We start from the raw sequence: 12,847 nt of genomic DNA, 5'->3' as shown, positions 1-12,847 counted from the left end.
GTCAGCCCTCGGGGCGGAGCAGGCCGCGCTCGTACGCCTTGGCGAGCCGCTGGGGGACGAGGTGGGGAGCGCCGTCCACCGTGACCGTCACCAGCTGAGGCGTTGAGGCCTTCCACTGCGCGCGGCGGTGCCTGGTGTTGCTGCGCGACATCTTGCGTTTGGGTACGGCCATGGTGACCTCCGGGTGCGATCGGTGAACGAGGCAGACGATACATGAAAATGGATGTCATTACGATCTGCGTCGTTCGCATCGGAGTTCGCTTTGGTGGGGCATCAGGAGGGCGGCCAGGCAGGACGGGTGCTGTTGAGGCGGCGAGCACACGCGGAACCGTGCCCGGTCCTCGGGAGTGGCGCCGAACGGCTCACCTCCGGCCGAGCGGAGGTGAGCCGCGGCATGCGGGGCTCGAACGTTCTCGACACCAGACACCGGACACCAGGCACCCATGCACCACGTCCTTTCAGGCGCGGGTGTCCGGTGTCCGTTCCCTCTTCGGGAGCGTGAGGCCGCTCAGCGCTTCCGCCGGTGTCACCTTCCCGTGCACGCTCTCGACGAGCAGGGTCTCCATCGCCCGCAGCAGCCCCTCGATCACCGGGACAGGCAGGTAGTGCGTGTCGGCCATCAGGAACAGCTGGAGGCTGTCAGCGGAGTACGGCGTGTGGACGAAGTACTTGGCGTCCTGGCGGGCCCACGACCCGATGAAGTCGACCTCGCTGCGCTCACGCAGGGCCAGTAGGGCCTCCGGGTCGTCCCCCGTGTCCGGAAGCGTGTCCCAGCGGTCCTGCATCCGTACGTCGTTGAAGAACGCCGACAGGTCCAGCTTCCGGCCACGGGCCCGGCCGACCCGCTCGTGCACCTCGTCCATCGCCGCGGGGTCGTACTCCCCGTACCGGTAGGCGCTCATCGTCGTGAGGAAGCCGCCGCGCACCGCGTCCTCGAAGGTCCCCTCCCCGTGCGCCAGGACGAACAGGGCGTTCTCCGTCTGCGCACCCACCATGCTCTGCAGCCGGGGCTCGTTGCGGTTCCCCGCGATCAGGAGCAGCACCGCGCGGTCATGGCCCGTGTACGCGGCGAGCGTCACCGCCGCGGCCGTCAGCAGTACCGTGCTCGTGCTGACCCGGCAGCGGTCGGCCAGCCGCTGGGCGGCCACGGCACCTGCCACCGAGTCCAGCCGCAGCCGCACGAAGCGTTCGGGGTCGTCCTCGCTCGCCCCGTCCGGCGGCGGGGCGAAGTCGAAGTGGGAGGCGGGCGCGGTGCTGAGCGTCCGCTCCCAGTGCTCCAGTGCCGCGCGGCCCCGCCGGGCGCCCTCGCCCTCCTGCTGGTGGCGGGCCTGGTCGAGCGGCTGCCACTCGACCGGGCCGAGGCTCTCGCCGCGCAGCAGCCGGGCCAGCTCGTCCTCCAGGACCCGCACGCCCCAGAAGTCGGTGGCCTGGTGCGACACCACCATGACCAGCCACACCGGCTCCCCGGCGTGGGTCAGGAGCGCGTACCGCATCCCGAACTCCTCGCCGTTGCGGAAGGGGCTGGCGGCGAGGCGGTCCGCGAACGCCTGGGCGTCCGTCTCGTCCGGGGGGCCGGGGGCGTCCGGCGGGGAGGCGTGGACGGTCACCGTGGCCGAGCCGTCCCCGTACACCGTTTGCACAGGCCCGTCCGCCCCGTTCGCGAAGGTGCTGCGCAGGGCCTCGTGGCGGGCGATCAGCTGCCCGAGGGCGGTGATGACGCCGTCCGTGGCCGTGCCGTCGGGGAGGGCCACCACACGGGCGAGGTTGAAGTAATGGGCCTCCTCCTCCAGCCAGCTGATGGACTTCCAGATCGCCTGCTGTCCCCAGCTCATCGGAGCCGATCCGGACCGCAGACCGGAGAACGGGACGGAGAGTGTTGCGGCCCCGACGGTCCCGGTGTCGTGCGATGACATCTGCTACCTCACATCGTTTCGCGCAGAGCGCTCGGAGTTGGCGTCACGGAGAAGCGCCGGGCTGGGACGGCGCTGGCCACGGTCGCCACGGCGGCCCGGCGCTCGTCCGTCCAGTCCAGGACGTGCAGGCCGCCCGGGCGGCCTGCACGGCTGCCGCTGTCCGGAACGGTGTGCGGCACGTCGGCCGCGCTGCCGGCGCCGGGGTGACCGGCCTTGAGCAGGGCCTCCCTGCGCACCCACATCCGCAGCACTGCCCGGTCCGGGTCGGGCAGTGCGCCCACGGCCCGCAGTTGGGCCTCGCTCATCAGCCGTGCCAGCATCGGCGGCGGTCCGACCGTGCGGGCCGCGGGTTCCACGTCGACACCCACCGCCCCGGGCCCGGCGGCCGCCGCGACCAGCCCGTCCGCGTGACTGAGGCTGACGCCCACGTCCGGGTGACCGCGCAGGTACGGCCGACCGTGCCCGTAACGTTCACAGGCCGCGCAGAACTGGGCGGGGAGCAGCTCGTGCGGCTGCCGTCCGGTGAACCGTGCCGCGCAGAGGCGCAGCAACAGCCGTGCCGCCAGCACGTCGTCGCGCCGGCTCGGGACGCGGACCCGCGCCAGGCGCCGCCGTTCCCACGGGGCGAGCAGGCCCTCGTCCAGATCGGGGCGGTCCAGTACCTCGGCCGTGGTCGCCACGACGGCCAGCGCGGTGCGACCGTCCGGCGGCTCCCGATCCGGACCGGTCATCACTGCCGTACGCCGTCCGGCCGGACGCTCACCGGGAAGCCGTCTGGGGGGCGGCCGGGGCCGGGGCGGTGGACAGGAAGCGTTCCTTGATGCGGTTCAGGGTGCCGAAATCGTCGATGGTGACCTCTTGGAGGTCGATCTCCCGGCCGGAGATGCTCTCCAGGAGGTACACGAACTCCAGGAAGTCCAGGGAGTCGATGAGGCGGGCCTCGATCAGGTCCTCGTCCTCCCCGATCGGTCCGTCGAGGCCGGGGTTCTTCTCGTGGATCCACGCGACGATGCGTTCCATGGCGGGCTGCTCCTTCTCCGCGGCTGCGCGGTTGCTCGGTTCCTGAATCCGGGAGGGTGGCCGTGTGCTGGGCCGGTCTTCGACGGCCTTTCAGGGCCGGGCCTCGCGGAGCCTGTCCAGCGCCTCTTCGGCCGTTCCGTGCGCGAGGATCATGGCGTGGACCCAGCGCTCCACGCCGAAGGCGACGCAGGCGCTGTACGCGGGGCCGTGTTCACCGGCCCGGATGCCCAGGCGCTCGCCGAAGAAGTTGCGGTGCCGGTTGACCGAGGCGATGGCTGTGCCGTCGGGCGCGCTGAACTCGTGCTTGACCGGGTCCAGGGCCATCAGCTTCGCCCGCGAGCCGCCCTTGTCGTAGAAGGGGTCGTCGGCCGTGGCCCGGGTCAGGGTCAGCCCCAGGCGGGCGGCCAGTTCCTGGACGAACTCGGAGCCCCTGTCCAGGTGTTCGACGGCCCCGTCCTTCGTCCCCAGGTACAGCACCTCACGCATGTGGAAACCCCACAGCCGTCGCAGCCCGTCGTAGTGCGTCTCGTTGCGGAAGCAGCGCCCGGTCGCCGACAGCCGCAGCCCGGCCGCGCCGACGTCCTCGCCCTCCAGGGAGAGCAGCAGGCCGTAACAGGTCGCGGACGGCAGCAGGTGGCCGGTCGGCCGCAACGGCAGCTCGGCCGCGGGCGAACCGGCGGCCAGCCCGTCCAGGCCCTCCGGGGCGAACCGTGCGGCGGAGACGCCGAGATGGGGGAAGTTGCGGAAGTAGTCGAGCCTGGTCAGCCCCTCGACGGACAGCAGCGGCGGGCCGACGACCTCGGGGGCGGAGAGCTGTGCCGCCAGTCCGGTGAGCAGGCCGTCCAGGCCGTGCAGCAGTGCCGTACGCACCGGGTCCAGGGTGATCAGGCCCGCGCCGGGGCTCTTCAGGCCGAGCTTCGGCAGGGCGGTGGTGGGGGAGGTGCTCATCGGAACCGTTCCCTCTCGGGTGTGGACGGGCGGGCGCAGCGGCGGGGCGCGGGCACAGGCGGACCGGGCGGCCGGGGCAGGGCGTGGCGGCCCGACGGCGGGTGCGCGGGCGGGGCGGGCAGGCGGGCGGACAGCTCGAAGGGGCCGGGGAGCCTACGCGGCTCGGAAGACGGGTCCCGGGGCGCCTCTGGGGGCGGCGTGGTTGAGCTTCGGCGGTGAATCGGCTCGACAGTAACCATGGCTGCCGTTGCATGTCTAGACCAAGTTGAATCCTCATCGACCGACGGGATCGGGGCCACCTCCGGAACGAGATCCTCCTCATGTCCGCCTTCCAATACGGCACTTGACAGCGCAGGAGGTCTGGACCAATTGTGTGGGGCATCCCCCGGGGGCCGCCCCCGCCCGCTCGCGGCCTGCACCACCGGTTGCCCGATCGCCCGCCTGACTGATTGCGGGCATGACAGATCGCCTGCACGACTGCCTGCTCGACGGTCTGCACGACCGTTTGCCCGAGCGCTCGCTCGTCCGCCCGCCCGCCTGCTCCACCGCTCGCTCGTCCGCCTGCCCGACCGAGGAGAAGCGCTTGTCATCGTCGCCCCCTGCCTCGCGTGCCGTGCCCTTCGTACGCGCCCGCGTCGGCCGTTGGCTCGTCCTGCTGCGACTGCTGCCGCGCGTGGGCGGCGGGCTGCTGTCGGCCGCCGTCGTCCTCAACGTCCTCATCGGCCTCCTTCCGTTGGCCTTCATCGTCTGGATGAGCGTGCTGCTGGACCGGCTGCCGGACGCCCAGGCCGTGTCCGGCGGTACGACCGGGGTGTTCGCCGCCCTGTTCCTGGCCCTCGGCGCCTTCGTCCTCCAGCAGTTGCTGGCCCCCTTGCAGGCCGTGCTCGGCGAGGTGGCGACGCGCAAGGTGGACGGGCAGTGCGTGACCGGGCTGATGGACACCGCCCTGCGCCGCTCGCCGGTCTCGATGCTGGAACGCGAGGAGACCCTCGACCTGCTCAGCGACGCCAGGGGCGCCTTCGACCGGCTGCTGCCCACGCCGGGCGACGCGGTGGGCGGGGCGATCGCGCTGATCGCCCGCTACACCCAGCTCCTGGGGGCCGTCGTGCTCGTCGGGGTCACTCTCTCCCCGTGGGCGGGCATCCTGACCGGGGCCACCGCGCTGGTCCTGCGGTTCGGACAGCGCGGCTCGCTCGGCCGGTTCTCCGAGCTCTACCAGGACATGGCCGGACAGCGGCGCCGTATCGCGTACATGCTCCGGACCGCCGGGGGCACCGATGCCGCCAAGGAGATCCGCGTCCTGGGTCTTGCCGACTGGTTCCGGACCCGCCATCACCAGGACATGCGGGACTACCTCGACCCGCTGTGGGCGGGGCGCCGCCGCATCCTGATGGGGCCGTTCGTCGTGCTGGCCCTGGTCGGTCTGGCGGGCGGCACAGGCGTCCTGCTGCTGCTCGCCGGGCCCGCCGCCCGCGGTGAGCTGTCGCTGCTGACCATGGCGGTCGCGCTCCAGGCCGTGCTCATCCCCATGCGGTTCGGGGTCTACTTCCCCGAGTGCGATGTGCAGACCCTGTACGGCATGCAGTCGTACGACTCCCTCACCGCCTTCACGCGCCGAGCCGCCGAGGAGACGGCGATTCCCCGGGCCGCCTCCGGCCCACCGGCTGCCTCCGTCCCCCCGGCCGCCGCCGGCGCCACGGCTCCGGCCGGAGGCCCGCCGACCCGGGGCATCCGGTTCGAGGACGTCGTCTTCCGCTACACCCCCGACGGACCCGCCGTGCTCGACCATCTCGACCTGGAGATCGAGGCGGGCCGTTCGACCGCCGTCGTCGGCCTCAACGGCGCGGGCAAGACCACCCTGGTCAAGCTGCTCACCCGCCTCCACGAACCGTCGTCCGGACGCATCACGGCCGACGGCACGGACGTGAGGAACCTGTCCGACAGCGAATGGCAGCGCCGACTGGCCGTCATCTTCCAGAAGTTCAACCAGTACGAGCTGTCCCTGCGCGACAACGTCGTGCTCGGCGCCCCCGGCGGCGCCACCCCCGACCCCCGCGCATTCGACGCCGCCGTGGCCCGCGCGGGCCTGGACGACATCCTGGCCCGGCTGCCGGAGGGCCCGGACACCGTGCTCTCCCGCCAGTACGAAGGCGGCGTCGACCTCTCCGGCGGACAGTGGCAACGCGTCGCGCTCGCCCGCGCGTTCTACGCCGCCGAGCGCGGGTCGCACCTGCTCGTCCTGGACGAGCCGACGGCCCAGCTGGACGTCCGCGCCGAGGTGGAGTTCTTCGACCGCTTCCTCACCATGACCAAGGGGCTGACCAGCGTGGTCATCTCGCACCGCTTCTCGACCGTACGCCGGGCCGACCGCATCGTCGTCCTGGAGCACGGCAAGGTCGCCGAACAGGGCACCCACGAGGAGCTGACCGCCCTCGGCGGCCGGTACGCCGAACTGTTCCGCCTCCAGGCGCAGCGCTTCGCCGGTCCCGTCCCGGAGGAGGCCCGGTGACCACCCTCTTCACGGCCGTACGCACCCTGCTCGTCCTGGCCCACCGGCTGGACCGCAGGCGCCTCCACACCGCGGCCCTCCTGCTCCTCGTCGGCCTCCTGGCCACCCCCGCGATGGCCCTGCTGCTGCGGGAGTTCACCGACAGCGCCCTCGACGGAGCCGTGGCCACCACCGCCTGGCTCGCCGTCGGCGTCGCCGTCGCCCTGGTCCTCGAACTGTCCATGGGGCACTTCGCGCACCTCTTCTACTTCGAGCTGGGCGAACAGCAGGAGACCGCGCTGCACCAGCAGGTGCTGGCCGTCTCCAACGGCACCCGCGGCCTGGAACACCTGGACAGCGCGGAGTTCGCCGACACGCTGACGCTGGTCCGCGAGGACGTGTCCCGTACCAGGGCCTCGCTGGAGGCCGTACTCCAGATCTGCGGCCTCGCCCTCCAGGCCGTCATCACCACCGTCATCCTCGCCACCGTCAACCCGTGGCTCGCGCTGCTGCCCCTCGCGGCGGTGCCGCCGGTCCTGGTCGCCGACCGCGCCCAGGCCGTCCTCGACAGGGCCAAGGAGCGCTCCGCGGAGTCCACCCGGCTCAGCCGCCACCTGCTGGCGCTCGCGACGTCCGGGCACTCCGTGCCCGAGGCCCGCCTCGCCGGTGCGGAGGGGGAACTGATGCGGCTCCAGGCGGCGGCCTGGCAGCGGTCCACCGATCTGCTGCGGCGTGCCGCCCTGCGCGCGGCCGCCCTGCGGGCAGGCGGGCAGCTGCTGTTCGCGCTCGCCTACGGAGGCGGACTGTGGCTGGTGATCCGCCAGGCGCTGGACGGAGCCGCCGGGGCCGGCGACATCATTCTCGTCATCGCGCTCGCGGTGCAGGTCAGCGTCCAGGTGGCGAGCGGGCTCGGCCTGCTCGCGATGCTCCAGGGCGCCGGCCGTACCTTCGAACGCCTCGACCGGCTCCGCGCCATGGCGGCCGAGGAACCAGGCCCGGCCTCGCGTCCCGCCCCGGCCCGGCTGGAGCAGGGCATCCGCCTGGAGAGCGTGTCCTTCCGCTACCCCGGCAGCGACCGTGACGTGCTCGCCGACGTCAGCCTCACCCTCCCCGCCGGAGCGACCGTCGCCCTCGTCGGGGAGAACGGCGCGGGCAAGTCCACCCTGGTCAAGCTGTTGTGCGGGATGTACCGCCCCACCTCCGGCCGCATCCTGGTGGACGGCACCGACCTGAACGACCTCGACCCCGCACAATGGTCCGCCCGGATCGCCCCCCTCTTCCAGGACTTCGCCCGGCTCGAACTGCCGCTGCGCGAGAACGTGGGGGTCGGACGGCTGCCCGCCCTGCACGACGACCCCGCCCTGCGCGAGGCGATCGCCGAGGCCCGCGCCGAGCGGGTGCTCGACCGGGTGCCGGACGGCCTGGACGGACTGCTCGGCAAGGGGTACGGCGACGGCGCCGAACTGTCCGGCGGTCAGTGGCAGCTGCTCGGCCTCGCCCGCTGCCTCCTCCGGGAGGACCCGCTGCTGATGCTGCTCGACGAACCGGCCTCCGCCCTGGACGCGGCCGCCGAGCACGAGCTGTTCCAGCGGTTCACCGACGCGGCCGACCGGGCCCGCTCCGACTCCGGCTCGCTGACCCTCTTCATCTCCCACCGGTTCTCCACGGTCCGGTCCGCCGATCTGATCGTCGTGCTGGAGAACGGCACGGTCCACGAACACGGCAGCCACGACCAGCTCCTCGCCCGGCGGGGCCTCTACGCGGAGCTCTTCGAGCTCCAGGCCCGCGCCTACCGCTGACCGACACCCCACCCCCTCCCGGGAAGGACCCCATGCCGACGCCGCGCCCCGCCCGCATCCGACGCCGTCCCCACCTGCACCGCGCCGCCTCGAACACCCCGTACTTCAGCGCGGACGGGGAGTCGTACCTCGCGCAGACCTCCCTGCGCGAACTCGACAAGTCGCGCCCGCTGCGGGTGCTCAGCGAGGAGGACTTCGCGCACTGGCAGACCTACGGCTACGTCGTCGTACGCGAGGCGATCCCCGCGGCCGCCGCGCGCAGGCTCCTCGACTTCACCTGGGACTTCCAGGGCCTCGACCCGAACCGGCCCGACAGCTGGCACGAGGACCGGCCGTTCCGCTCGGACCTGGACCGCCAGCTCCACATCTACGGCTTCGTGGAGGCGTACCACCACCAGCTCCTCTGGGACAGCCGCATGACGCGGCGGGTGTACGACGCGTTCGTCGACGTCTGGGACTGTGAGGAGCTGTGGGTGACCCTGGACCGGCTCAACCTCAACCCGCCCAACATCAAGAACCGCGACCGGGCCCTGATCGAGCCCACGGACCGGGGCTTCGACATCGAGCTGCACTGGGACATCGACACCACGCTCGACGTTCCCCCGCAGCGCGTCCAGGGGATCATCGCGCTCAACGACACACGGCCCGAGCTGGGCGGTTTCCAGTGCTCGCCCGAGCTGTTCCGCCGGTTCGACCGGTGGAAGGCCGTGCAGCCGGAGGACCGGGACCCGATCAGACCCGCCGTCGACCGGGACGAGTTCCCCGTCGTACGGCCGGATCTCCGCCCGGGCGACCTGCTGATCTGGAACGGCCTCCTCGCCCACGGCGTGGCGCGCAACACCTCGCGGGACGGGGCGCGGGCGGTCCAGTACCTCGCCATGATGCCCGCGCTGGAGGAACACGAGACGCTGCGCTCCTCCCGGGTCGAGTCCTGGCGGCACCTCAGGACCCCGCGCTGGAACAGGACACTGGCCGGGGACGCGATCCGGCACGAGTCCCTCCGGTACGAGACGGCCACCCTGGACGGCCTCGGCCGCCGCCTCCTCGGCCTCACCTCGTGGCACGACAAGGACGAGACGGAAGACGCGGACGGGCCGGCGGCCCGGGCCGGGGACACGAGCGGAAAGCCGGCATGCGACGTATCTGCCTAGCCCTCCCCACCAACCGGGCCTGCACCGAAGCCATCGCGGCGCTCGGCGCGGAAGCGGAGTACGCGGCCCGCCGCTTCGGCGCCGAGGTCCGGCTGCTGATCCTCGACACCTCCGAACCGGCCGCGCTCGCCGGGAACCGCGCGGCTGCCGACGCGCTGCGCCCGGCCCCCGGAGTCGTCGTCCACCACCTCGACGAGGAGCGGCAGCGGACGTTCCTGCGTACGGCCCTGGAACGGTCCGGCACCGAAGAGGCCGACCGGGTGCTCGGCCTGATGCTGCCCGACGGCGTGTCCTACGGCGCCTGCACCAACCGGGCGTTCCTCGTCGCGAGCGCCCTGGGCTGTACGTCCGTCCACCGGAGGGACTCCGACGGCCGCTACCAGAGTCACGAGGGAGAGCCCGTATTCCCCGTCCACCACGAGCTGACGTCCCTCGGGCGACGGGCCGCCGACGTGGCCGCCGCCGGTCATCCCACCAGGACCCGGCTCGACCCGGCCTGCGCGGACCGGCCGGTGGCGCTGGTCGGCGGCTCCTTCATCGGCGAGATGTCGGTGGACCTGGAGGAGATGAGCCGGGCCGACCCGGCCGTCTACCACGACGTCGTCGGTCTCTCGATCCCCGCCGAGTGCCCGGAGATCTGGCGGCGGAAGCTGGTGGACGAGTCCTTCCGGGGCGCCGGCACCACACCCTTCACCCGCGACCACACCACCCTCACCGCCGTCAGCCCGGCACGGGTGGACATGTGCAACATCAGCTTCATCGACGACGTCTACGAACGCGTCCCCCTGCCACCCGCCACCGACACCATCGGCAGCGACTACTTCCTCACCCACCTGGTGCACGACGCGAAGCTCCCCGGCGTCCTGCACAACCGCCACATCGTCAACTACTACACCGGCGAGCGCCGCACCGACCGGGGCTTCCTCGCCTACCAGCTCCGCTTCGTGCGGTTCCTGCTGTCGATGCACTACTTCAACGCCGTCTACGCCCGTATGACCGCCGCGGGCGAGAGCCTCCTCGACGGCGACGGGCACGTGCGCGCCTCCCTCGTCGCCGGGTACGTCAGGGAAAGCACCCTGCTCGACCTTACGGAGAACGGGGAACGGCTCGACGTGCTCGACCGGGCCTACCGCACCCTGGGCCACCGCTACACCGACGTCGCCGACGCCATGGCCGCCCGCCGCCAAGAGCTGCTGGACAAGGCGGCGGACGACATGGCCGACTTCGCCCTCCTCATCGACGCCTGGCAGCCGCTGATGCGGGCGGCCCGCTCCGGGGAAGCGGCGAGGGCGCTGAACGGCGCCTGAGCGACCGGGCCCTCAGGCGAGGAGCCTCGCCTTGGCCCGGTCGTACTCCTCGGGGGTGAGCGCGCCCTTGTCCTTGAGCTCCGCGAGCTTCGCCAGATCGGTCACATGGCCGTTCCCGCCGGACCCGCCCTGCGTTCCCGCGGCTTCCTGTACGTACTTCCGGAAAGCCGCCTCCGAGTCCTTGGCCAGCTGGGCGTCACGCTCGTGCATGCTGCGCCCGCGGACGATGAGGTAGATCAGCACGCCCAGGTAGGGCAGCAGGATCACGAGGACCAGCCAGCCCGCCTTGGCCCAGCCGTTCAGCGAGTGGTCCCGGAAGAGGTCGGTGATCACCTTGAACAGCAGGAAGAACCACATGACCCAGAGGAACAGGTACAGCATGGTCAGGAAGACGTTCAGGAGCGGGTAATCGTCCATGGGGGCCTACTCCGATCGCGCGGATGGTCCCTCATTCATACATCCGGTCCGATTCACCCGCATCTGTACGCATCCGTTACCGCGCGGTCTCCTCGGCCGGGACGATCCGCAGCACATGCGCGGGCGGGTGGGTGACGCCCAGCTCCGGCCGCCAGGCCGCCAGGATCTGCGCCGACGGATCGAACAGCGGCGTCGGCAGCTCCTCGGGCACGGTCCACCGCCAGGCGCTGATCAGATGCGGCTCGGTCACCTCCGGAACACCCGACGCGAGGCGTACGAGTGCCGCCATGCTGATGCGGTTGATCCCGCCGATCACGTCATGGACCATCGCGAAGACGTCCACGGACGCCTCGTCGACCACGAGACCGGTCTCCTCGCGCAGCTCCCGGGCGGCCGCCGCCGCGACCGACTCGTGCGTCGCGTCGACCTTGCCGCCGGGCAGCTCCCACGAACCGCTGTGGTGTCGCCCCAGCAGCACGCGCCCCTGCCCGTCCTCGACGATCACCCCGACCCCGAGCGCCGCCTGCGCCGTGGGCGGACGGGTGTTGCGGGAGGGTGCGGTGAGGGGATCGGCTGTCATGGTGCTGGGTCTCCGCTCTCCGGTGCCGGTACGCCCACACCGTAGCGAAGCGACCGGGCCGGCCGGACCGGAGGTCAGGTCACCAGGCGCAGCGACGTCCCCGCGATGCCGAGCCGTACGCTCTGGCCCCAGGTCAGCTCCAGGGCGTCGGACTCCATCCCGTCGCCGAAGACCGTGATCCGGTCCGACTCCACGGTCAGCCGCAGCCCCTGCCCCCTCCCCAGCTCGCCCGCCACCTTCGACGTCCCGGTCGCGGGGGAGGGCCAGGCCTCGCGGACGAACCAGAGAAGCCGCGGGTCGCCCGGCGCGGGCAGGGTGAGGGTGCTGCCGCGCTCCAGCCACAGCGAGCGGAGCCAGCCCGTGGCGCCGGTGCCCGTGCCGACGAGCACCCCGGAGGAGGCCTGGGCCTCGCCCGGGGCCGCCCCGCCGTCCGGGCCCAGGCGGTAGCGGGCCGTCTGGTGACCGGGCGGACCCACGTAGATCTCGTTGAGCGCGACCAGGCGCTGGGTGTCGTCGGCGACCGCCTCGACCATGGTCAGCTCCTCCGCCCGGCCCCCGGCGGCGGTCGCGGCGCGCAGCAGGGCGGCCGCGTCGGCGCAGCGGTGGCGGACCAGGACGCCGGGGTTGCGCCCCGGATCGGTGTCGATGCCCACCACCGGCTGACCGCAGAGGTACTTCGCTGTGTTGGCGACCAGGCCGTCCTGGCCGACCACGACCACCACGTCCTCCGGCGCGAACAGGAAGCGGTCCAGGTCCGCACGCTCGACCCGGGTGGAGCGCCAGGTGAGCGGCACGGCCGCCGCCACGTCCCGCAGTGCCTGCCGCGTACGTTCGTGGCGGCGGACCACCTCGTCGATCGCCCGGCCCCGGCTCGTGAGGAAGAACGCGGCCTGCCCGTGCGTCCCGTGCCGGGCGAGCAGTTCCTCGTACTCGGTGCGCCGGTGCACCAGCACCGCCCGGGGAGCCAGGCTCACGCGCCCGGCCCGCCGTCCGGGCGACCGAGCTTGGTGAGCAGACCGGTGAGCACGTCCGGGGAGAGCGTGAGGCTTTCGATCCGCGGCAGGTTCTCCGCGAGCCGGGTCGCCGCCAGGGCGTGCAGCGTGGCCGGGTCGACCTCGCCGTGCACCCGCAGCCAGCGGGCCTGGGCCTCGGCGCGGGCCGCGCCCGTCTCGCGCGCCGCCTCGGCCTCCGCCCGGGCCAGGCGCACGGTGCGGGCCGCCTCGG

General features: G+C 72.6%; 12 protein-coding genes and 1 pseudogene. 4 read left to right on the top strand and 9 right to left on the bottom strand.

Translation table 11 applies throughout. The features are described 5' to 3' along the window. Position 1 precedes the first annotated feature (1 nt). The 5 genes from rpmF to CIB93_RS29095 form a co-directional block, all read right to left on the bottom strand. Positions 2-172: a 50S ribosomal protein L32 gene (gene rpmF / locus CIB93_RS29115; protein ID WP_096631194.1), complete on the bottom strand. Its 171-nt coding sequence runs from the start codon at positions 170-172 to the stop codon at positions 2-4. Positions 173-458: 286 nt separating this feature from the next. After that, positions 459-1,832 carry a condensation domain-containing protein gene (locus CIB93_RS29110; protein WP_179500285.1) on the bottom strand — a complete coding sequence of 458 codons (1,374 nt, stop codon included), beginning with the start codon at positions 1,830-1,832 and terminating at the stop codon, positions 459-461. 89 nt (positions 1,833-1,921) lie between these two features. Then, positions 1,922-2,644, bottom strand: coding sequence for a 4'-phosphopantetheinyl transferase superfamily protein (locus tag CIB93_RS29105; protein WP_096631190.1), 723 nt, complete (start codon positions 2,642-2,644; stop codon positions 1,922-1,924). Positions 2,645-2,672: 28 nt separating this feature from the next. Further along, complete coding sequence (locus tag CIB93_RS29100) at positions 2,673-2,933, bottom strand: acetyl xylan esterase (protein ID WP_096631188.1); 261 nt, start codon at positions 2,931-2,933, stop codon at positions 2,673-2,675. Positions 2,934-3,023: 90 nt separating this feature from the next. After that, a complete protein-coding gene (locus CIB93_RS29095) occupies positions 3,024-3,881 on the bottom strand; it encodes an aminoacyl--tRNA ligase-related protein (protein ID WP_096631186.1) in 858 nt (285 codons plus the stop codon). 457 nt (positions 3,882-4,338) lie between these two features. On the opposite strand from CIB93_RS29095, the gene CIB93_RS29090 reads away from it, so the two are divergent. The 4 genes from CIB93_RS29090 to CIB93_RS29075 are packed head-to-tail and all read left to right on the top strand — an operon-like array spanning position 4,339 to position 10,626. Next, complete coding sequence (locus CIB93_RS29090; RefSeq protein ID WP_096631185.1) at positions 4,339-6,390, top strand: ABC transporter ATP-binding protein; 2,052 nt, start codon at positions 4,339-4,341, stop codon at positions 6,388-6,390. Further along, positions 6,387-8,168, top strand: coding sequence for an ABC transporter ATP-binding protein (locus tag CIB93_RS29085; RefSeq protein ID WP_096631183.1), 1,782 nt, complete (start codon positions 6,387-6,389; stop codon positions 8,166-8,168). Before CIB93_RS29090 ends, CIB93_RS29085 begins: the two co-directional genes overlap by 4 nt. A gap of 32 nt (positions 8,169-8,200) precedes the next feature. Next, entirely contained in the window at positions 8,201-9,319 is a 1,119-nt protein-coding gene (locus CIB93_RS29080; RefSeq protein ID WP_096631182.1) for a phytanoyl-CoA dioxygenase family protein, read from the top strand. Beyond that, positions 9,301-10,626: a DUF6271 family protein gene (locus tag CIB93_RS29075; protein ID WP_096631180.1), complete on the top strand. Its 1,326-nt coding sequence runs from the start codon at positions 9,301-9,303 to the stop codon at positions 10,624-10,626. The genes CIB93_RS29080 and CIB93_RS29075 overlap by 19 nt, the downstream gene beginning before the upstream one ends. A gap of 12 nt (positions 10,627-10,638) precedes the next feature. Here the strand turns inward: CIB93_RS29075 and CIB93_RS29070 are convergent, their stop codons facing one another. From CIB93_RS29070 to CIB93_RS29055, 4 genes and pseudogenes are all read right to left on the bottom strand, one after another. Continuing rightward, positions 10,639-11,043 (bottom strand): SHOCT domain-containing protein, encoded by a 405-nt coding sequence (locus tag CIB93_RS29070; protein ID WP_096631179.1) that lies wholly within the window; start codon positions 11,041-11,043, stop codon positions 10,639-10,641. A gap of 76 nt (positions 11,044-11,119) precedes the next feature. Next, positions 11,120-11,623 carry an NUDIX hydrolase gene (locus CIB93_RS29065; RefSeq protein WP_096631177.1) on the bottom strand — a complete coding sequence of 168 codons (504 nt, stop codon included), beginning with the start codon at positions 11,621-11,623 and terminating at the stop codon, positions 11,120-11,122. Positions 11,624-11,697: 74 nt separating this feature from the next. Next, positions 11,698-12,597: a hypothetical protein gene (locus tag CIB93_RS29060; protein WP_096631175.1), complete on the bottom strand. Its 900-nt coding sequence runs from the start codon at positions 12,595-12,597 to the stop codon at positions 11,698-11,700. Then, positions 12,594-12,847 (bottom strand): annotated as a pseudogene (locus CIB93_RS29055) (SPFH domain-containing protein); the annotation flags it as partial. The gene CIB93_RS29060 and the pseudogene CIB93_RS29055, both read right to left, overlap by 4 nt.

It is taken from the genome of Streptomyces sp. WZ.A104, assembly GCF_002382885.1.
Classification (GTDB): Bacteria; Actinomycetota; Actinomycetes; order Streptomycetales; family Streptomycetaceae; genus Streptomyces.
This window is presented reverse-complemented; position numbering and strand designations above follow the sequence as displayed.

Excerpts from the sequence above, each read along its gene's own strand:
- rpmF (WP_096631194.1), bottom strand. The coding sequence starts at position 172 with ATGGCCGTACCCAAACGCAAGATGTCGCGCAGCAACACCAGGCACCGC.
- CIB93_RS29110 (WP_179500285.1), bottom strand. The coding sequence starts at position 1,832 with ATGAGCTGGGGACAGCAGGCGATCTGGAAGTCCATCAGCTGGCTGGAG.
- CIB93_RS29105 (WP_096631190.1), bottom strand. The coding sequence starts at position 2,644 with ATGACCGGTCCGGATCGGGAGCCGCCGGACGGTCGCACCGCGCTGGCC.
- CIB93_RS29100 (WP_096631188.1), bottom strand. The coding sequence starts at position 2,933 with ATGGAACGCATCGTCGCGTGGATCCACGAGAAGAACCCCGGCCTCGAC.
- CIB93_RS29095 (WP_096631186.1), bottom strand. The coding sequence starts at position 3,881 with ATGAGCACCTCCCCCACCACCGCCCTGCCGAAGCTCGGCCTGAAGAGC.
- CIB93_RS29090 (WP_096631185.1), top strand. The coding sequence starts at position 4,339 with ATGACAGATCGCCTGCACGACTGCCTGCTCGACGGTCTGCACGACCGT.
- CIB93_RS29080 (WP_096631182.1), top strand. The coding sequence starts at position 8,201 with ATGCCGACGCCGCGCCCCGCCCGCATCCGACGCCGTCCCCACCTGCAC.
- CIB93_RS29075 (WP_096631180.1), top strand. The coding sequence starts at position 9,301 with ATGCGACGTATCTGCCTAGCCCTCCCCACCAACCGGGCCTGCACCGAA.
- CIB93_RS29070 (WP_096631179.1), bottom strand. The coding sequence starts at position 11,043 with ATGGACGATTACCCGCTCCTGAACGTCTTCCTGACCATGCTGTACCTG.
- CIB93_RS29065 (WP_096631177.1), bottom strand. The coding sequence starts at position 11,623 with ATGACAGCCGATCCCCTCACCGCACCCTCCCGCAACACCCGTCCGCCC.